The organism is Candidatus Pelagibacter sp. HIMB1623, assembly GCF_052047695.1.
Taxonomy (GTDB): domain Bacteria; phylum Pseudomonadota; class Alphaproteobacteria; order Pelagibacterales; family Pelagibacteraceae; genus Pelagibacter.
In genome coordinates this window covers 470,721-489,723 of the sequence record NZ_JBNAJN010000013.1, presented here as the reverse complement: position 1 = coordinate 489,723, position 19,003 = coordinate 470,721, and the positions used below count along the sequence as shown (strand labels likewise).

Annotated in this window: 16 protein-coding genes; 9 read left to right on the top strand and 7 right to left on the bottom strand. The window is 30.1% G+C overall.

Features of this window, described 5'->3' with window-relative positions; all coding sequences use genetic code 11:
- Nucleotides 1-32: 32 nt before the first annotated feature.
- Both dnaG and ACTTBN_RS07035 read right to left on the bottom strand, forming a co-directional pair.
- Nucleotides 33-1,808, bottom strand: a complete 1,776-nt coding sequence (gene dnaG, locus ACTTBN_RS07040; RefSeq protein ID WP_440681691.1) for a DNA primase — start codon at nt 1,806-1,808, stop codon at nt 33-35.
- Nucleotides 1,808-2,269: a GatB/YqeY domain-containing protein gene (locus tag ACTTBN_RS07035; protein WP_440681690.1), complete on the bottom strand. Its 462-nt coding sequence runs from the start codon at nt 2,267-2,269 to the stop codon at nt 1,808-1,810. Before ACTTBN_RS07035 ends, dnaG begins: the two co-directional genes overlap by 1 nt.
- A gap of 127 nt (nt 2,270-2,396) precedes the next feature.
- On the opposite strand from ACTTBN_RS07035, the gene carA reads away from it, so the two are divergent.
- Together carA and carB are read left to right on the top strand one after the other, a co-directional pair.
- Nucleotides 2,397-3,593 carry a glutamine-hydrolyzing carbamoyl-phosphate synthase small subunit gene (gene carA / locus ACTTBN_RS07030; RefSeq protein ID WP_440681689.1) on the top strand — a complete coding sequence of 399 codons (1,197 nt, stop codon included), beginning with the start codon at nt 2,397-2,399 and terminating at the stop codon, nt 3,591-3,593.
- Nucleotides 3,571-6,795, top strand: coding sequence for a carbamoyl-phosphate synthase large subunit (gene carB / locus ACTTBN_RS07025; protein ID WP_440681688.1), 3,225 nt, complete (start codon nt 3,571-3,573; stop codon nt 6,793-6,795). Before carA ends, carB begins: the two co-directional genes overlap by 23 nt.
- On the opposite strand, the gene ACTTBN_RS07020 is transcribed toward carB, so the two are convergent.
- Both ACTTBN_RS07020 and ACTTBN_RS07015 read right to left on the bottom strand, forming a co-directional pair.
- On the bottom strand, nt 6,792-7,457 hold the full coding sequence (locus ACTTBN_RS07020) for a hypothetical protein (RefSeq protein ID WP_440681687.1): 666 nt from the start codon (nt 7,455-7,457) through the stop codon (nt 6,792-6,794). The two genes, carB and ACTTBN_RS07020, sit on opposite strands and share 4 nt — an antisense overlap.
- Nucleotides 7,457-8,401 carry a mitochondrial fission ELM1 family protein gene (locus ACTTBN_RS07015; RefSeq protein ID WP_440681686.1) on the bottom strand — a complete coding sequence of 315 codons (945 nt, stop codon included), beginning with the start codon at nt 8,399-8,401 and terminating at the stop codon, nt 7,457-7,459. The genes ACTTBN_RS07020 and ACTTBN_RS07015 overlap by 1 nt, the downstream gene beginning before the upstream one ends.
- Nucleotides 8,402-8,422: 21 nt before the next feature.
- Between ACTTBN_RS07015 and trxB the strand changes: the two genes are divergently transcribed.
- Both trxB and ACTTBN_RS07005 read left to right on the top strand, forming a co-directional pair.
- Nucleotides 8,423-9,367 (top strand): thioredoxin-disulfide reductase, encoded by a 945-nt coding sequence (gene trxB / locus ACTTBN_RS07010; RefSeq protein ID WP_075506369.1) that lies wholly within the window; start codon nt 8,423-8,425, stop codon nt 9,365-9,367.
- A gap of 41 nt (nt 9,368-9,408) precedes the next feature.
- Nucleotides 9,409-10,431 carry an NAD-dependent epimerase/dehydratase family protein gene (locus ACTTBN_RS07005; protein WP_440681685.1) on the top strand — a complete coding sequence of 341 codons (1,023 nt, stop codon included), beginning with the start codon at nt 9,409-9,411 and terminating at the stop codon, nt 10,429-10,431.
- 3 nt (nt 10,432-10,434) lie between these two features.
- Here ACTTBN_RS07005 and ACTTBN_RS07000 read toward each other — a convergent pair whose 3' ends face one another.
- Nucleotides 10,435-11,088 (bottom strand): NmrA family NAD(P)-binding protein, encoded by a 654-nt coding sequence (locus ACTTBN_RS07000; protein WP_440681684.1) that lies wholly within the window; start codon nt 11,086-11,088, stop codon nt 10,435-10,437.
- A 3-nt stretch (nt 11,089-11,091) separates the two neighbouring features.
- Nucleotides 11,092-12,279, bottom strand: coding sequence for a pyridoxal phosphate-dependent aminotransferase (locus ACTTBN_RS06995; protein WP_440681683.1), 1,188 nt, complete (start codon nt 12,277-12,279; stop codon nt 11,092-11,094).
- 36 nt (nt 12,280-12,315) lie between these two features.
- Between ACTTBN_RS06995 and uvrB the strand changes: the two genes are divergently transcribed.
- Genes uvrB through pgsA form a run of 5 tightly spaced genes read left to right on the top strand, consistent with a single transcriptional unit; the run spans nt 12,316 to nt 18,055 of the window.
- On the top strand, nt 12,316-14,490 hold the full coding sequence (gene uvrB, locus ACTTBN_RS06990) for an excinuclease ABC subunit UvrB (RefSeq protein WP_440681682.1): 2,175 nt from the start codon (nt 12,316-12,318) through the stop codon (nt 14,488-14,490).
- On the top strand, nt 14,472-15,224 hold the full coding sequence (locus tag ACTTBN_RS06985; RefSeq protein ID WP_440681681.1) for an SDR family oxidoreductase: 753 nt from the start codon (nt 14,472-14,474) through the stop codon (nt 15,222-15,224). The genes uvrB and ACTTBN_RS06985 overlap by 19 nt, the downstream gene beginning before the upstream one ends.
- Nucleotides 15,221-15,646, top strand: a complete 426-nt coding sequence (locus tag ACTTBN_RS06980) for a dihydroneopterin aldolase (protein WP_440681680.1) — start codon at nt 15,221-15,223, stop codon at nt 15,644-15,646. The genes ACTTBN_RS06985 and ACTTBN_RS06980 overlap by 4 nt, the downstream gene beginning before the upstream one ends.
- On the top strand, nt 15,633-17,468 hold the full coding sequence (gene uvrC, locus ACTTBN_RS06975) for an excinuclease ABC subunit UvrC (protein WP_440681679.1): 1,836 nt from the start codon (nt 15,633-15,635) through the stop codon (nt 17,466-17,468). Before ACTTBN_RS06980 ends, uvrC begins: the two co-directional genes overlap by 14 nt.
- Before the next feature lie 2 nt (nt 17,469-17,470).
- Nucleotides 17,471-18,055 carry a CDP-diacylglycerol--glycerol-3-phosphate 3-phosphatidyltransferase gene (pgsA, locus tag ACTTBN_RS06970; RefSeq protein ID WP_440613807.1) on the top strand — a complete coding sequence of 195 codons (585 nt, stop codon included), beginning with the start codon at nt 17,471-17,473 and terminating at the stop codon, nt 18,053-18,055.
- On the opposite strand, the gene ACTTBN_RS06965 is transcribed toward pgsA, so the two are convergent.
- Nucleotides 18,052-18,933, bottom strand: coding sequence for a branched-chain amino acid aminotransferase (locus tag ACTTBN_RS06965; RefSeq protein WP_440681677.1), 882 nt, complete (start codon nt 18,931-18,933; stop codon nt 18,052-18,054). The two genes, pgsA and ACTTBN_RS06965, sit on opposite strands and share 4 nt — an antisense overlap.
- Nucleotides 18,934-19,003: the final 70 nt, after the last annotated feature.

The window sequence follows — 19,003 nt, the reverse complement described above, 5'->3', positions numbered from 1 at the left end:
ATCTGCAAAAATCCATTGTTAATTTAGTCTGATTAATTAAGATTCTGCTTTTTTTTTAACTCTTTCAGCTCATTAAAAGTGGACTCACTCATGTCGACTGAAAATTTTGATTCTAATTCCTGAATTCTAAACTCAAGATCATAGTTCATTAGATCTCTAGAAATATCTTCTAATAATTCAATGATCTTTTGTTCATCATTAAGATGATTTTTTAAAATATGTTTTATTGGAGCAAATTTATTTATTTTATCTAACAGTTGATTGTCTAAATTTAAGTCTTGCATTTCAATTTGTTGATTTGCTTTTAGTTTTTCAATCATATGTTCAAATAATTTTTTATTAACCTCAGTAAATAATTTTATATTTTCAACTAAATGAATATTTGCTTGTAGTAAATTAAGATTATTCATTAACAAATATAATAAAGAGTATTCTTTAAGTTCAACCCCAGTGAGTGATTGACTTTCGTTGATATATTTTTTTGTACTATCTAAAGATTTGGTTTTTTTAACATAAGCTCTTTTTTTATTTTGATTTGAATGCGGTGTTAATTCTGCAATTTTTTCTAAAAAATATTCTAAAACATACTTTTTAATAAAATCATCTTTAATTGTGTTCACAATATTTCTAAGTTTTTTTTCAAATATTGCTAAAGAAGAAGGGTTATTTTCAGTCTGTTTTTTATAATGGCTAAAAATAAATTGATGTATTGAAATCTTACTTTGTTTTGTAAAATCTATGAAATTAGCCTTGCCATTTTTATTAACGAAACTGTCAGGATCTTCTTTATCTGGTAAAAATAAAAAAGAAATTTGTTTTTCAGGTTTTAATTCTTTGATTGAATTTTCTGCAGCTCTTAATGCTGCTTTATAACCACTTTCATCACCATCAAAACATATAATTATATCATCAAAAAATTGGTTAAGAATTTGAATTTGTTTATCAGTTAGTGAGGTACCAAGATTTGCAACAGCATTATCAATTCCGTTTTTACTTAAACCAACAACATCCATATAACCTTCAACCAAATAAATATGATCTACTTTGTTTGATAATTTTCTAGCTAAATCTAGATTATATAAGTTTGATCCTTTTTTAAAAAATAAAGTTTCTGGCGAGTTAATATATTTTGCAAGATAATCTAAGTTCTCTATTATTCTTCCACCTAAAGCAATCGGTTGACCAGTTATGTTGTTAATTGGAAAAATTAATCTTCCTCTAAATCTTTCTAGATAAGTATTCTTTTTTTCATCTATATAAAACAATCCAGTTTCAACTAAGGTTTGTTCACTATATTTATTTTTTAATTGTTCAAATATAATTGGATTTTTTTCTACATATCCTATTTTAAATTTTTTTACATCCTCTTTAGTTAAAGATCGGTTTTTTAAATATTCTCTAGCATTTGAATATTGTTCGTTTTTGATCAGCTCATTATGGTAAAAATCAACATATTCATTATAGATTGATTTATATTCATTCCATTTTTTTTCTCGTTCTTCATCTTTTTTTGAAAACAAATATGGCTGCATACCTGCTAATTGAGCCAAATGCTTCACAGCTTCTCCGAACTTTAAATTTTGAGTTTTCATTACAAAATCAAAAATATTTCCATGTTCTGAGGTAGCAAAACAATGATAAAATTCTTTCTCATCATTAACTGTAAATGAAGGTGTTTTTTCGTTTTTAAATGGAGATAAACCTACAAATTCTTTTCCTCTTTTTTTTAATGAAACTGTTTTTGAAACAACTGTTGATACCTTCAACCTTGTCTTAATTTCATCTAAATACTCTTTGGGGTATTTCATTAAGTATTCAATAATTCCTTGATTATTGATCCAGCTTTAGAAAAATCAATTTCATCAGAATGAGATTTTTTTAACTCACCCATTATTTTGCCCATATCTTTTATTGAACTCGCGCCTAATTTAGAGATTAATTCGGCACATAGTTTTTTGGTGTCTTCTTCGCTCATTTGTTTAGGTAAGAAACTTGTTAAAATTTCATATTCATTTTGTTCAACTTCCAAAAGATCAGTTCTGTTATTTTTTTTATAGATTTCAATAGATTCGGCTCTTTGTTTAACCATTTTTTTAAGAAGCTTTTTTATATCTTCATCATCTGTGTCTTTTTTGTTGGGGCCAGAACGATTGGCAATGTCTAAATCTTTAATAGAAGATAAAATTAACCTGTAGGTTGATATTTTATTTTTATCTTTTGATTTTAGAGCATTTTTATATTCGTTTTCGATAGTGTTCTTTAATGACATAATTTTTTTAATCTACTTCAAAGAAAAAATTCTTCAAAAGAAAAATTGTTTTTTTACAATTTTATAATACATCTCTGTTGCGATAATAAAGCAATTATTGTATTAACCTTTAACTCATGAGTTGTAATTGATCAAAAATTCAAAAAAAATAAACTCAAAAAATAATCATCAAATTAATACAGGCGTTTTAGTTCTTGAAAACAAGAAGGTATTTAAAGGAATAGGTATTGGCCATGAAGGAGAAGCTACTGGAGAAGTGTGTTTCAACACTTCTTTAACTGGTTACCAGGAAATAATCTCAGATCCATCTTATGCCGGTCAAATTATTAATTTTACCTTTCCGCATATTGGAAACGTTGGAACTAATAAAGAAGATATAGAGTCTGATAAGATATGGACCAAAGGAGTAATTTTTAATTCTGAAATAACTGATCCATCAAACTATAGAGCTTTTTTACACCTAGACGTGTGGCTAAAGAAAAATAAAATTGTTGGTTTAACTGGTCTTGATACTAGAAGTTTAACTAATTTTATTAGAGACGAAGGAGCACCAAAAGGAACAATTGCTTTCTCAAAAAAACAAAAATTCAATATAAGCAAATTAACAAATACGACTTTAAAATGGAGTGGATTAAAAAATCTAGATCTCGCTAAAGAAGTATCAACTCCAAAAAATTATATTTGGAAGGGTTTTAAAACTTGGAAAAAGAAAGATGGATTTTTAAAAAATAAAAAAAATCAATTTCATGTTGTTGCGATAGATTATGGAGTCAAAAAAAATATTTTAAGATATTTTTCTGATTTTAATTGCAAAGTGACAGTAGTACATTGCAAAACATCTGCTGAAAAAATTTTAAGTCTTAAACCAAATGGAATATTTTTGTCAAACGGACCTGGCGATCCTGCTGCAACTGGAAAATATGCAATAAATATTATCAAAGAACTTATTAAAAAAAATTTACCAATATTTGGCATTTGTTTGGGTCACCAGATTCTCGCTTTAGCACTTGGCGGTAAAACAAAAAAAATGAAGTTAGGTCATAGAGGTGCAAATCATCCAGTAAAAAATTTAATTCATGACAATGTAGAAATCACTAGTCAAAACCATGGCTTTGAAGTTGTTAAAGAAACTTTACCGAAAAATATTCAAGTCACTCATAAATCATTATTTGATAATAGTATTGAGGGTATTAAGTTAAGAAATAAACCCGTATTTTCAGTTCAATATCACCCCGAGTCTAACCCTGGACCACAAGATAGTGTCTATTTATTTAAAGAATTTATTAACAATATGAAAAAAAATGCCAAAAAGAAAAGATCTTAAAAAAATATTAGTTGTTGGTGCTGGTCCAATTATTATTGGCCAAGCATGTGAGTTTGATTATTCAGGAACACAAGCTTGTAAAGCTTTAAAAGATGAAGGTTATAAAGTTGTTTTAATTAATTCCAACCCTGCAACCATCATGACAGATCCAGATGTTGCAGATAAAACTTATATAGAGCCAATCACATTAGAGGTTCTAGAGAAAATTCTTATAAAAGAAAAACCAGATGCAATTCTTCCAACAATGGGAGGCCAAACTGCTCTAAATCTTGCAATGGAGGCAGAGAAAAAAGGGATATTAAAAAAATACAAAATAGAACTTATTGGTGCAAATTCTAAAGCAATTTCTAATGCTGAAGATCGAAAGAAATTTAGAAAAAATATGATTGATATTGGTTTAGATTTACCAAAATCTGAGATTGTTAATAATATCAATCAAGCTTCTAAAGTTCTAAATAAAATTGGTTTGCCTGCAATCATTAGACCTGCATTTACCCTAGGTGGTCTAGGTGGTGGAATAGCAAAGAATAAAAAAGAATATCTTAAAATTATAAAAAATGGATTACACGAGTCACCAGTTAGCCAGGTTCTTGTAGAAGAGTGTTTAGAGGGTTGGAAAGAATTTGAGATGGAAGTTGTAAGAGATAAAAAAGACAACTGTATCATCATTTGCTCAATAGAAAATATTGATCCGATGGGAATTCACACAGGAGATTCTGTAACTGTTGCTCCAGCTTTAACTCTTACTGATAAAGAATATCAAGTTATGAGAAATGCCTCTATTGCATGTTTAAGAAAAATTGGAGTTGAGACAGGTGGATCCAATGTTCAATTTGCAATCAATCCAAAAAATGGACGAATGGTTGTTATTGAAATGAATCCAAGAGTATCTAGATCATCAGCACTTGCATCTAAAGCAACTGGGTTTCCAATTGCAAAAGTAGCGGCTAAGCTCGCGGTTGGTTATACTTTAGACGAACTTAAAAATGAGATTACAAAAGTAACACCTGCTTCTTTTGAACCAAGTATTGATTATGTAGTAACTAAAATACCAAGGTTTACTTTTGAAAAATTTTCTACCTCGCCAGCGACTTTAGGTACTTCAATGAAATCTGTTGGTGAGGCAATGGCTATAGGGAGAAACTTCAAAGAATCTGTTCAAAAAGCATTGGTTTCTCTAGAAACTGGTTTTTCTGGTTTTGACCAAATATTCAATTTAAATAAAAAACAAATCGAAAAAAAACTTAAAGATCATATTCCAAATAAAATGCTTCTTGTTGCGGAGGCTTTAAGAAAAAAAATTAGCTTAAAAAGAATATATAGTTTATCTAAAATTGATCCTTGGTTCTTAGGACAAATTAAAGAAATTGTTGATAATGAATTAACTATTAAAAAAAGAGGTCTTCCAAAAGATTACAATGAATTTAATAGAATTAAATCTATTGGTTTTTCAGACAAAAAATTAGCAGAGCTTACTAATTCCTCAGAAGATACGGTAAGAAGAAAAAGAACAGCTCTTAAAGTGCTACCTGTATACAAAAAAGTCGATACCTGTGCTGCTGAATTTAAATCATTTACGCCTTACATGTACTCAACTTATCAAAGAAATTTTTCAATAACTTCTGAGTGTGAAGCAGATCCATCAAATAAAAAGAAAATAATAATTTTAGGTGGTGGACCTAACAGAATAGGCCAAGGGATTGAGTTTGATTATTGTTGTTGTCAGGCAAGTTTTTCTTTGAAAGACGCAGGTTTTGAGACCATCATGGTTAATTGTAACCCTGAAACTGTATCTACAGATTATGACACAAGTGACCGGTTATATTTTGAACCCTTGAAAGAAGAGTATGTATTTAACATTATTAAAAAAGAGCAAGAAAAAGGAAATCTAATAGGTGTTATTGCTCAGTTTGGAGGACAAACTCCAATAAAGCTTGCTAAATTTTTAAATGATAACAAACTTCCAATTTTAGGAACACAATATAACTCAATAGATTTAGCAGAGGATAGAGATCAATTTAGAAATTTATTAATTAAATTAAATTTAAAACAAGCTGATAGCGGGATTGCAAAGACATTTAAAGAAGCAATCAAAATATCAGAAAAAATTGGCTTACCACTAGTGGTTAGGCCTTCATATGTTCTGGGTGGAAGAGCAATGGAAATTGTTCATGAAAAAAGTCAGTTAAAAAACTTTGTTGAAGAAGCATTTAAAGCTGCTGAAGAAAATCCAATTCTAATTGATAAATTTCTAGATCATGCAATGGAAGTTGATGTGGATGCTATTTCTGATGGTAAAGATGTTTATGTGGCAGGTATCATGCAACATATTGAAGAGGCAGGAATTCATTCTGGGGACTCAGCTTGTAGTTTGCCACCAGTATCTATTAAACCATATCTAATAAAAGAAATTGAAAACCAAACAAAGAAACTAGCTCTAGCCTTAAAAGTAAAAGGTTTTATGAATATTCAATATGCAATCAAGAAAGATGAAATTTATATTATTGAAGTAAACCCTCGTGCTAGTAGGACTGTGCCTTTTGTATCAAAAGCAAAAGGAATTCCACTTGCAAAGATTGCATCAAGAATAATGGCTGGTGAAAAACTTTCTAAATTTAATCTTAAAGATAAATCAAAAGGAATGTATGCAGTAAAAGAAGCTGTATTTCCTTTTAATAAATTTCCAAATAGCGATTTGCTGTTAGGACCTGAGATGAAATCTACAGGTGAAGTGATGGGATTTGATAAAGATTTTGGAATGGCTTTTGCTAAAAGTCAGATTGCTGCAGCTAATTCTCTTCCAAAAGAAGGACTTGCATTTATATCTTTAAAAGACTCTCACAAAGATGAGGGTATTGATCTTGCAAGAGAGCTAATTAAAAATAATTTTAAATTATGTGCAACCAAAGGTACTGCTGAATACATACAAAAACATGGCATGAAATGTAAAATTATTAACAAGGTAAGCAGTGGTAGTCCTCATATTGTTGATGTTTTAGACTCGAAAAAGATCGCACTTGTAATTAATACAGGTGGTGGAAATAGTGAGCACAGATTAAATGATGCAATTGCACTTCGAAGAGCAACTCTTAAAAATAAGGTTCCTTATTGCACCAATATGTCTACTGCTCTTGCATGTTTAAATGCTATCAAGTCTCTTAAAACAAAGAAACTAGAAGTTAAATCTTTGCAAGATATTTAGGAATTTACTTTCCAATCAGTTTCGAAAGTTACATAGTTTACTTGTAAACATCGTCTTTCTTTAAGAATGCTCTTTTTTTCCATGCCGTGCCAAGTATTTGGTCCACTGGTAAAAAAATAACCATAGTTATTTCTATAAGGCAGTGTTTTAACTTTCTCTAATTTTTCATTGTAAAAATCAGTCCCTAAATCTTCGGACTCATTTGTTTTATTTACAAAAATTAATCCTGACATTAATTTTTCTTTGATATCACAGTGTGGTTTGAGCCAAAATCCCTCTCTATCACAAATTACTTCGACTCTAACATATGAATTAGATAAATCTTTATTGATCATTTTAGATATTGTTTCATGTGTATCTTTAGACTGTAGCTCATTAATAAATTTTACAAGATTTGGAAATTGTGAACTATTTTCTTTAGTGACAAAACATCTAAATTTAATTGCTTTACCACCAGACGAAATACCTTCTCTAAACTCAGCGGCACCACCATCTATTGCACGGGTTCCATCATAATTTAAATTATGCTGACTTAAATCTGGGATATCAGCTTTAACTATCTCTTCAATTGCTCCTTCATTTAAAGCATCACTATATTCCCAATGATCAAATGGTGTTTCATATTTTTTTGAATTATTTTTTATAGAATTTAAAAATGACATTAAGGTTGAATTTTTTCTTTTATTATTTTTGCTACTCTATTCGTTTCATCTAGTTTTTCATAGTTCCATTTTTCTATTTCTTCACCTAAGTTTCTAGTGATATTTAATTCTCTAAATAAATTTCTAAATCTTTGGAATCTTTTGTCATTCTTTTTTGGTAAAATATTAGCAACATAAATTGGTTTACCAGTCAAAGCGGCTTCTGAAATCATTGAACTAGAGTCACATGTAACAACAATATTTTCAGATAAAGCTAATGCAGATAAATATGCCTTTTTATCTACATTCATAATCACTGTATGATTTTCTCCAAAAAACTCTTTAGCATAATGAATTGTATTTATTGGGGTTCTCATTGAGGGGATTACTACTAATTGAAAATTATATTTCTTCATTAATTTATAAAACATTGAGAAAATATGTTTCATATTCTTGGTTGAATAATCATAGTATTTTGTTGGTCCACCCACAATTAAGCACCAAACTTTTCTTTCATCTTGTTTGATAAAGGGCTTTAAATAATCTTTATTGTCCTCAATTTCTTTCTCTGAAAGATAATGAATAGCTCCTTTAGTGCTAATAACATTTTCGCCACTTATTCCATCATGTTCAGGTGCAACAACAACATCAAAATATTTAAAATCTATTTTTGGATCTTGGATATGAATATTAAAAACCTTTTTTTTAGAAATACTTTTTAAGTGAATAGATGGAATTACGCTTTTTCTTCCACATGAGATTATTATATCAAAATCGTTATCTTCAATCTTTTTATAAACATTTTGAGAAATTGGAGTAAATTTAGGCGGAACAAGTTTCCAAATACTTTTTAGTTCAACCTTGTGGTGTGTAAAATTAATATCAAGCGCTTTTGCAAGTCCCTCGACCTGACTAATCATTCCATGCATCCCTTGAGTTAATAATAAACCTTTTAATTTAGACATTAATCACTATATAGCTTTCATATGAGTCAAAATCCAACTAAACACACAAAAGTGTTAATAATTGGATCTGGTCCTGCCGGATACACAGCTGCCGTTTATGCTGCACGAGCAATGCTAAATCCTATCCTTGTTCATGGAGCTCAACCAGGTGGACAATTAACAACAACAACAGATGTAGAAAATTTTCCAGGCTTTGCAGAAGTAATACAAGGACCATGGTTAATGGATCAAATGCGAGATCAAGCAAAAGCTGTTGGAACAGAAATGATAGAAGACCATATTGGTTCTGTAAATTTAAAATCTACACCATTTGAAGCTGTCGGTGATAGTGGTCAAAAATATACTGCAGATAGCATAATTATTTCAACAGGCGCACAAGCAAGATGGTTAAACATTAAATCTGAACAAGAATTTAGAGGATTTGGAGTTTCAGCATGTGCTACATGTGATGGTTTCTTTTTTAAAGATAAAGAAGTTGCTGTAGTTGGGGGTGGTAATGCTGCAGTAGAAGAAGCCATGTTTCTTACGAAATTTGCATCAAAAGTAAAATTAATACACAGAAGAGATAGTTTGAGAGCAGAAAAGATGCTTCAAAAGAAATTGATGGAAAATAAAAAAATTGAAATAGTTTGGGACTCTGTTGTTGAGGATGTTTTGGGTGATAGTGAACCCAAAAATGTTAAAGGTATAAAAATTAAAAATTTGAAAACTGAAAAAACAGAAGAAGTAAAATTAGATGGTTTATTTATTGCTATTGGTCACGATCCAGCAACTCAGCTTTTCAAAGATCAATTAGAAATGGATAAAGAAGGTTACTTAATTACAAAACCAGATTCGACTGAAACAAATATTCCTGGAGTTTATGCTGCAGGTGATGTTAAAGATAAAACTTTTCGACAAGCAGTTACAGCAGCTGGTATGGGATGTATGGCTGCATTAGAAGCAGAAAAATTCTTATCTCATTAGTTTGAGATTACAATTAATAACAAGTTAAATGGAGAAATGTTATGACTGATAAAGTGCTATTAACTGGAATAAGTGGATGGATAGCAAAACATACTGCAATAGAATTATTAAATTCAGGTTACGAAGTTTTGGGTACTGTTAGAAGTGATGATGTAATTTCTCAGACAAAAGAAACCATTAGCAAATATGCTTCGATAGATAAGTTATCTTTTATTAAACTTGATCTTTTAAGTGACGAAGGTTGGGAAGAAGCTGCAGAGGGATGTAAATATATAATTCATATGGCTTCCCCTTTTCCTATGAAGGTTTCAAAAAATAGAGAAAATTTAATCCCAGTTGCAAAAGATGGAACTTTAAGAGTTTTAAAAGCTGGCATAAAAGCAAATGCAGAGCAATTTGTGGTTACATCTTCGATAGCAGCAATGTTTAGAAAGCCAAATAGATCAAATCCTTATTCATTTAGTGAAAATGATTGGACTGATGAAAATTGGGTTGAAGGAGTTAATGATTATTTTCTATCAAAAACAGTTGCTGAAAAAGCAGCCTGGGAATTAATGGAAAGTAATGGAATTAAAAATAATCTAACTTGTATAAATCCTGGTGGTGTATTTGGAGATGCTTTGGATACTAAAGGTGGAACCTCGATTGAATATGTAAAACAATTTTTAAAAGGTAAGTTTCCAGCAACTCCTAAATGGGGAATATTAATATCCGATATTAAAGATGTTGCAAAATCTCATGTGGCATGCTTGGGAAACTCAAAAGTTGGTGGCAGAAGATTAATTATTGGTAAAGAAGTTAAAACACTACTTGAAACATCAAAAATTTTAGCTGAAGCATTACCAGAGTATGCAAAAAAACTACCTAAAAAAACTTTACCAAATTTTATGGTTAAGATTATTAGCATGTTGGACTCGAGCGCAAAAACTATGATACCCGATCTTGAACTAGAGATGAAACCAGAGACAAAATATGCTGAAGAATTAATTGGTTTTGAGTTTAAACCAGCAAGTGGTGCTTTGGTTGATGCAGGAAAATCTGTAGTTAGATTAGGTTTAGTATAAAGTTTATTTTACCAAATCTGAAATTTGATCTGACTCAAAGATTTTTTGATCAATATTATTATTCGCAAGTTTAATCATAGCTTTTGCAATTGTTTCTGAATGAATTGATCTCATTTTCTTTAATGGTCCAACAAATAAAGGGTTTAGAAGCTTAAAAATTATTATTCCTATTTTCTCACCCAATCTAAATTCTTTTCTGTTACCCAATATAAATGAGGGTCTCATAATTCCTATTTTAGAAAAACCTAAACTAAGGATCTCTTCCTCTACCAAACCCTTATATTTTAAATAATCTCCTGAACTTTTAGAATTAGCATATCCTGAAGATACAAAAAAATAAGATTTAATATCATTAGATTTTGCAATTTGGGCTACTTGTTTTGGGATATCTAATTCAATTCTTTGATATTCATTTTTATCAGGAGAATTTTTTTTTGTTGTGCCAATACAAAAAAAACATTCATCTCCTTCAATTTCTTCTTTGTGTTTTTCTAAATTATTAAAATCAGTTTGAATTACTTCAATTTTTGAGTTGTTTATTTGAATTGAAGAACGCACAAATATTTTAATTTTAGAGTAATTATCATTCTGAATAAGTTGATTTAAAACATGACCTCCAACCAATCCAGTTGAGCCAAATACTAGTGCTGTTTTCACTTCTTAAGAAAGGCTTTCGCAAAAGGATTTTATTCTATCCATTGCTTTCTTCAAATTTTGCATTGAAGTAGCATAAGAAATTCTAAAGTATCCATCTAAACCAAATGCAGATCCTTGAACAACTGCAACATTAGATTGCTCAAGTAGTTTTTGAACAAACTCGGTGTCAGTTTTCAATTTAGTTTTTTTATTTAACAATCCCTTACAACTTGGAAATACATAAAATGCCCCATTAGGGGTTAAACAATTTATACCTTTAATGCTGTTTAAACTTTTAACTACAAAATCTCTTCTTTCTTTAAAAGCTTTAGATCTCTTTTTTATGAAACCTTGGTTTCCATTTAAAGCTTCAACTGCAGCAGCTTGACTGATAGATGATGGGTTTGATGTAGATTGAGATTGAATTTTACCAATTGCTTTAATGATATCTTTTGGTCCAGCGGCATACCCTATTCTCCAACCTGTCATTGCATACGATTTACTAACCCCATTCATTGTCAAAGTTCTATCTTTTAACTTTGAATTTTGAGCAATCGTATAAAAATTAAAATTATCATATGCTATATGTTCATATATATCATCACTCAAAATATGAACTTTTTTATTTCTAATTAAAACTTTTGCTAAATCTTCAATTTCTTTTTTTGAATAACCTGCCCCAGTTGGATTGGAAGGTGAATTTAAAATCACCCATTTTGTTTTTTTAGTAATAGCTTTTTTTAATTTACTTGCAGTAAGTTTAAATCCTTCTTCTTCTGTACACTTTACTATCTTTGGTTTGCCGCCCGCTAATAAAACCATATCAGGATAAGAAACCCAGAAAGGTGCAGGAATAATTACTTCATCACCTTTATTTAAAGTTGCCATGAACGCATTATAAAGAACTTGTTTTCCACCTGTTCCAACAGTGATTTGATCAGTAGTGTAATTAATTTTGTTTTCTCTTTTAAACTTATCTACGATTGCTTTTTTTAAAGCAGGTGTTCCATCTACAGCTGTGTATTTGGTTTCTCCACTTTTGATAGCTTTAATTGCAGCATTTTTAATATTATCTGGTGTATCGAAATCTGGTTCTCCAGCCCCAAGTCCAATTACATCTTTTCCTGCTGCTCTAAGTTCTCTTGCTTTTTGAGTAACTGCAATAGTTGGTGATGGTTTAATTCGTTTTAAACTGTCTGATATTATGCTCATTGAAATATAAATAAATTCTAATACGCTGTTTAATATATGGAAAATACTTATCAAGATTTAATTACAGATATTCAGAGTAAAAATCCTAAAATTGGTGGAAAACTCGAAGGTGGAAAAAAATTCAAAATTAAGTCTGATTTTAAACCTGCAGGTGATCAACCAGAAGCTATTAAGAAATTAGTAAATGGTGCAAATAAAGATCAATTTAATCAAGTATTACTTGGAGTTACAGGATCTGGAAAAACTTTTACAATGGCAAAGGTAATCGAGGCCACTAATAGACCAGCATTGATACTTGCTCCAAACAAAACGCTAGCAGCACAACTCTATGGAGAAATGAAAACATTTTTCCCAGATAATGCAGTTGAATACTTTGTTTCTTATTATGACTATTACACTCCAGAAGCTTACGTTCCAAGATCTGACACTTACATAGAAAAAGAGGCATCGATTAATGAACAGATTGATCGAATGAGACACTCGGCCACCAGATCTCTTTTAGAAAGAGATGATGTTTTAATTGTAGCAAGTGTTTCATGTATTTATGGATTAGGTTCCGTTGAGGCGTACAGTAAGATGACGCTAACTCTTCAAAAAAATTATGATTACAACAGAGAAGAAATAATTAAATCTTTAGTTGCTTTACAATACAAAAGAAATGATCAAAATTTTTATAGAGGAACATTTAGAGCAAGAGGAGAATATTTAGAAATATTTCCCTCACATCTAGAAGATAGAGCTTGGAGGCTTTGTCTATTTGGAGATAAATTAGAGCAAATTGAAGAGTTTGATCCTTTGACAGGGGATAAAGTTAGAGAGCTAAGTTTAGTAAAAGTCTATGCGAATAGTCATTACATAACTCCTAAGCCTACAATCGAGCAGGCAGTTATTAATATTAAAAAAGAATTAGAAATAACTTTAAAAAAACACAGAGCAGAAAATAAATTATTAGAGGCTCAAAGATTAGAGGAAAGAACTAAGTTTGATTTAGAAATGATTGAAGCAACTGGTTCTTGTGCAGGAATTGAAAACTATTCAAGATTTTTATCTGGAAGAAAACCAGGAGAACCTCCTCCTACTCTATTTGAATATTTTCCAGATAACACTTTGATATTTGTTGATGAATGTCATGTAACTGTTCCACAACTTAATGGAATGTACAAAGGAGATAGATCAAGAAAAAGTACTCTTGCAGAATATGGTTTTAGACTGCCATCATGTATGGATAATAGACCATTAAAGTTTGAAGAGTGGGATTTAATGAGAACTCAAACTGTATTTGTATCTGCAACACCAGGACCGTGGGAACTAGAGCAAACAAAAGGGAAATATATTGATCAGGTTATAAGACCAACCGGTCTAATTGATCCTGTAGTTGAAATTAGACCTGCAAAAAACCAGGTAGATGATTTGATGCATGAGTGCAAAAGAGTAGTTGAAAATAATTATCGAGTTTTGGTCACAACTCTTACGAAGAAAATGGCAGAAGATTTAACTGAATACCTTCACGAAAATGGAATTAAAGTTAGATATCTTCACTCAGACATCGATACTTTGGAGAGAATTGAAATAATGAGAGATTTGCGGATGGGTGTATTTGATGTTTTAGTTGGTATTAACTTATTAAGAGAAGGTCTTGATATACCTGAATGTGCATTAGTTGGAATTTTAGATGCAGATAAAGAAGGTTTTTTAAGATCAGAAACATCACTTATTCAAACAATAGGAAGAGCTGCAAGAAACGTGGACGGAAAAGTTATTTTGTATGCTGACAAAGAAACTAAAAGTATAAAAAAAGCAATTGCTGAAACTGACAGAAGAAGGAATATTCAATTAGCTTATAATAAAAAACATAAAATTAGCGCTACATCAGTTAAAAAAGAAATAAGCGATGTTTTAGAAAGTGTTTATGAAAAAGACTATGTGAAAATAAGTGAAGGCTCTAATGTTGGTGGAAACTTAAAAAAACACCTTAAAGCACTAGATAAAAAGATGAAGGAAGCTGCTTCTAATCTTGAATTTGAAGAAGCCGCTAAAATTAGAGATGAAATAAGAAAGTTGGAAAGCAGTGAATTAGAAATTACATTAAATCCAAAAATAAGGCAGTATGATGTAAAAAATAAACTTTATCCAAAAGGTCGGTCAACAATGGGCATGCCCGGAACAAAAGTTACAAAGAAAAGAGATAAAAAATGGAAGCACGGAAAATAATTATAACAGGTGGAGCAACAAGAATTGGTGCTGCAATTGCAAAAAAATTATCTGGTTCTAATAAAGAAATTTTAATTCATTTTAATAAATCAAAATCAAAAGCTGAGAATTTAAAAAAAGAACTATCAAATAATGGTACTAGAGTTTACTTGGTTAAAGGTGATTTAAGTAAAGAAAATGATGTAAATAAAATTGTAAAATATGCAAAATCAAAACTTAAATATTTTGATTGTCTAATTAATAACGCTTCTTTATTTGAAAATGATAAATTGGAAAACTTTACAACAGATAGTTGGGGGCAACATTTAAGAACAAATCTAAGAACACCTGCATTGTTATCAAAAGAATTTGCAAAAAATGTCAAAGGAACAAATAACAATATAATTAATATTATTGATCAAAGAGTATTTAAACTAACCCCATATTTTTTTTCGTACACAATTAGTAAAACTGGACTGTATACTTTGACTAAAACTAGTGCTATGAGTTTAGCTCCAAAGATTAGAGTAAACGGCATTGCACCTGGGCCTACTATTAAAAATCAAAGACAATCTGAAAAACATTTTAGAAAACAATACCTAGCAACTCCTTTGAAAAGACAAGTAGATGTTGAACAAATATGTAATGCTGTTGACTTTTTTATAAAAAATATATCTATTACAGGACAAGTTTTAGCAATAGATAGTGGGCAGAATTTAAACTGGCAAACACCAGATATAATGGGCAAAGAATGAAAAGAAGTAGTTTTAAGATTGTAAGAATAAATAAAAACAAAAATCTTTTTAATTACGAAAAGAAAATTCTAATTAATGAACTAATTTTAAATTTAAAACTTGGCTATTATGACTTTGAAAAGAAAAAGCCTCAAAAAGTTAAATTTAGCCTAGAAATTGATTACGAGGATAAAAAGCCATCAAATGATAAAGATATAAAATCGATTGTTAATTATGGAACAATTGTAAAATTGATCACAAAACTAGTTAAAAAAAAACATTACAACTTTCTTGAAACATTGGCTGAGGCTGTATTTGATGAATTATTCAAAGATCAAAGGATTGCTAAAATAATGTTGAAAATTGAAAAATTAGAAATTCTTAAGCAATGTTCCTCTGTTGGTATTCAAATTACCAAAAAAAGAAGTCATGATAAGCTCTGAAATAGGAAAAGAAGTAATTAAAAAAGAGCTCTCGCTAGTCCCTAAACTTCCTGGTGTCTACAGGATGCTAAATGAAAAAAATGAAATCCTTTATGTAGGAAAAGCAAAAAATCTTCCTAACAGACTTAAAAGTTATGTATCTGAAAAAAACCATATAATTAGAACAGAGAGAATGTTGTCTCAAACTAGAAAATTAGAGATAACAACTACTTCAAATGAAAGTGAAGCTCTACTTCTAGAAGCAAACCTAATTAAAAAATTTAAACCAAAATTTAATATTTTATTAAGAGATGATAAGTCATTTCCATTCATCTTTATTGGCAACAAAGATAAATGGCCACAAATTAAAAGACATAGAGGAAAAAAGACAAAAGAAGGATTTTATTTTGGACCTTTTGCATCAGCAGGTTCAGCTAACTGGACTATAAAGATGATCCAAAAAATTTTTCATCTAAGAGTTTGTGATGATACTGTTTTTAAAAATAGAGAAAGACCTTGTATCCTTTATCAAATAAAAAGATGTTCCGGACCATGTGTTGGTTATGTTGAAAAAAATGATTATCAACAAACAGTTGATGATGCTATTGAATTTGTATCAGGTAAATCAAGAAAAATTCAAAAAAATCTCTCAAGCCAAATGGAAAAGGCAAGTGAAGAATTAGATTTTGAAAAAGCAGTAATTTTAAGGGACAGAATTAAAGCTTTAAATATTATTCAATCTTCTCAAAGAATTAACGAAGCGAACTTAGTAGAGGCGGATGTTATAGCTGGATACAAAGAATCTGGCAAAACTTGTATTCAAGTATTTTTTTATCGATCAAAACAAAATTGGGGTAACCAAGCTTTTTTTCCAAAACATGACCCAGATGAAAAATTAGGAGATATTTTAAATTCATTTGTTTCACAATTTTATGAAAATAAAAGTGTGCCTTCTGCAATAATTTTATCTGAGGAAATAAAAGAAAAAGTTTTAATTGAAAAAACTTTAACTCAAAAAGAGGGAAAACAAATTAACATTAGTGTTGCTAAAAAAGGCTCAAAATTAAAAGTAGTTAATCAGGCAATAAAAAATGCAAAAGACAGTTTGAATAGAAAACTTTATGAAAGTCAGAATAATCGAGAACTTTTTGATGAAGTTGCAAAAAAATTCAATCTTGAAACAAATGTAAATTTAATTGAGGTTTATGATAACAGCCATATCCAGGGTACCAATAGTGTTGGAGCTTTAATTGCTTATGGTGATGAGGGATTTATTAAAAAAAGATATCGAAAGTTCAATATCAAGCACAAAAAAAATGAGCAAGATGATTATGGAATGATGAGAGAAGTATTAAACAGAAGATTTAAACGTGCTGTTCAAGAAAAAGATAATTATCTCACTTTTCCTGATTTAGTATTAGTTGATGGAGGAAAAGGACAATATTCAGTAGCTAGAGAAAGTTTAAATGAATTGGGACTTCACGACATTCCAATTATTGCAATAGCAAAGGGTAAATTTCGTAATAGTGGAAATGAAACATTTTTTCACAATGGCAAAGAATATAAATTCTCAAAAAATGACCCTACTCTATTTTTCCTTCAAAGGATAAGAGATGAATCGCACAGATTTGCAATCAGTGCCCACAGAGCAAAGAGAAAAAAAGGAATTAGTAAATCTTTACTGGACCAAATTGAAGGTATTGGGGCAATTAGAAAAAGAGCGCTACTAAACCATTTTGGGTCAGCAAGATCTGTTGAGTCTGCTAGTTTAGATGAAATTAAATCTGTTGAAGGTGTTGAAGAAAAAGTAGCAAAAAAGATATATAACTTCTTTCACGAATAATTATGTTAAAAAAAATTCCAAATATTCTAACAATAGGGAGAATAATAATTGTACCCTTCTTTGTTTTAGCATTTTATCTTCCAGGTTTTTATGGTGATTTAACTGCTTTGATTTTATTTATAATTGCTTCATTTACAGATTTTTTAGATGGCATGTTAGCTAGAATGTTAGGTCAAGAATCTAAATTAGGAGAACTATTAGATCCAATTGCAGATAAAATTATAGTTGCTACAGCTCTAATTTTACTGGTGATGGATGGAACAATCAGAAATTATGAGGTTATTGCAGCTATAATTATTTTAACTAGAGAAATTTTAATTTCAGGATTACGGGAATTTTTAGCAAAAGGTCAGATTAAACTTCCAGTTTCAAATCTTGCTAAACTCAAAACAGTTTTGCAAATGGTTGCCATCGGTCTTCTGCTTTCAGGAGATACTGGAAATAAAATAATCAACTTTGAAAATTATAATGCTCAAACTATTGGGATTATTCTTTTATGGTTATCAGCTGCGCTTACTTTATTTACAGGTTATGATTATTTACGAAAGGGTATTGATCACGCAATATCAGAAGATAACAAAGATTAAGCTGCTTTTTTCTTTCTCACCAGCGCTTGATAGCTTTCATTAAGATCGATGATGGTATCACAAACTTTGAATTGATTTTCTGCAATACAAGATACAGGTGTAACTTCAGCAGCAGTTCCTGTTAAAAAGCATCCTACAAAGTTAGGAAGTTCTGTTGGACTAATTTTTCTTTCATTTACTTTGATATTTTTTGATTTTGCAATTCCAATTACAGTTCTTCTAGTAATTCCATCTAAGAATGAATCTGGAATTGGTGTGTGAATTTCTCCATCTTTATCTTTAAAAAATACATTGGCCCCTGTTGCCTCAGCAATATTTCCTTCGTGATCCAACATTAAAGAATCAGTGTAACCTTGTTTTTCAGCTTCATGTTTTGATAATGTGCAGATCATATACAAACCTGATGCTTTAGTATCCCAAGGTATAGTATTAGGAGCTGGTCTTCTCCAGTTTGAAATATTTAATTTAATGCCTTCGACTTTTAGTTTTGGATCAAAGTAAGATCCCCATTCCCAAGTTGCTATTGCAACATGAATTTTTGTTTGTTGTGCTGAGATAGCCATCATTTCAGTACCTCTCCAAGCTACTGGTCTTACATACCCATTTTCTACATTCTGAGTTGCAATTATTTTATTTGAAGCAGTATTTATTTGCTCTTCAGTATAAGGAATTTCAAAACCCATTCTTCTAGCAGAATGAAAAAATCTAGATGTATGTTCCTCTAATTTAAAAATAGAGCCATCATAAACTCTTTCACCTTCAAATACACAGCTCGCATAATGCAAACCATGACTTAACACATGTAGTTTTACATCTCCCCAATCAACAAGTTCATCGTTGTACCAAATTTTTCCAGATCTTTTATCGTACGGTATCATTAGTGAAAATATTTTAAAATATCAGTGAAAAATATCTTTGTATCTTTGATATGTCAATATAACTTACCCA

What these genes read in the sequence shown, in the direction of transcription:
- ACTTBN_RS07005 (WP_440681685.1), top strand. Translation starts at nt 9,409, where the DNA reads ATGACTGATAAAGTGCTATTAACTGGAATAAGTGGATGGATAGCAAAA.
- dnaG (WP_440681691.1), bottom strand. Translation starts at nt 1,808, where the DNA reads ATGAAATACCCCAAAGAGTATTTAGATGAAATTAAGACAAGGTTGAAG.
- carB (WP_440681688.1), top strand. Translation starts at nt 3,571, where the DNA reads ATGCCAAAAAGAAAAGATCTTAAAAAAATATTAGTTGTTGGTGCTGGT.
- uvrC (WP_440681679.1), top strand. Translation starts at nt 15,633, where the DNA reads ATGATAAGCTCTGAAATAGGAAAAGAAGTAATTAAAAAAGAGCTCTCG.
- ACTTBN_RS07035 (WP_440681690.1), bottom strand. Translation starts at nt 2,269, where the DNA reads ATGTCATTAAAGAACACTATCGAAAACGAATATAAAAATGCTCTAAAA.
- ACTTBN_RS06995 (WP_440681683.1), bottom strand. Translation starts at nt 12,279, where the DNA reads ATGAGCATAATATCAGACAGTTTAAAACGAATTAAACCATCACCAACT.
- ACTTBN_RS06985 (WP_440681681.1), top strand. Translation starts at nt 14,472, where the DNA reads ATGGAAGCACGGAAAATAATTATAACAGGTGGAGCAACAAGAATTGGT.
- ACTTBN_RS06980 (WP_440681680.1), top strand. Translation starts at nt 15,221, where the DNA reads ATGAAAAGAAGTAGTTTTAAGATTGTAAGAATAAATAAAAACAAAAAT.
- ACTTBN_RS06965 (WP_440681677.1), bottom strand. Translation starts at nt 18,933, where the DNA reads ATGATACCGTACGATAAAAGATCTGGAAAAATTTGGTACAACGATGAA.
- trxB (WP_075506369.1), top strand. Translation starts at nt 8,423, where the DNA reads ATGAGTCAAAATCCAACTAAACACACAAAAGTGTTAATAATTGGATCT.
- pgsA (WP_440613807.1), top strand. Translation starts at nt 17,471, where the DNA reads ATGTTAAAAAAAATTCCAAATATTCTAACAATAGGGAGAATAATAATT.
- ACTTBN_RS07020 (WP_440681687.1), bottom strand. Translation starts at nt 7,457, where the DNA reads ATGTCATTTTTAAATTCTATAAAAAATAATTCAAAAAAATATGAAACA.
- uvrB (WP_440681682.1), top strand. Translation starts at nt 12,316, where the DNA reads ATGGAAAATACTTATCAAGATTTAATTACAGATATTCAGAGTAAAAAT.
- ACTTBN_RS07015 (WP_440681686.1), bottom strand. Translation starts at nt 8,401, where the DNA reads ATGTCTAAATTAAAAGGTTTATTATTAACTCAAGGGATGCATGGAATG.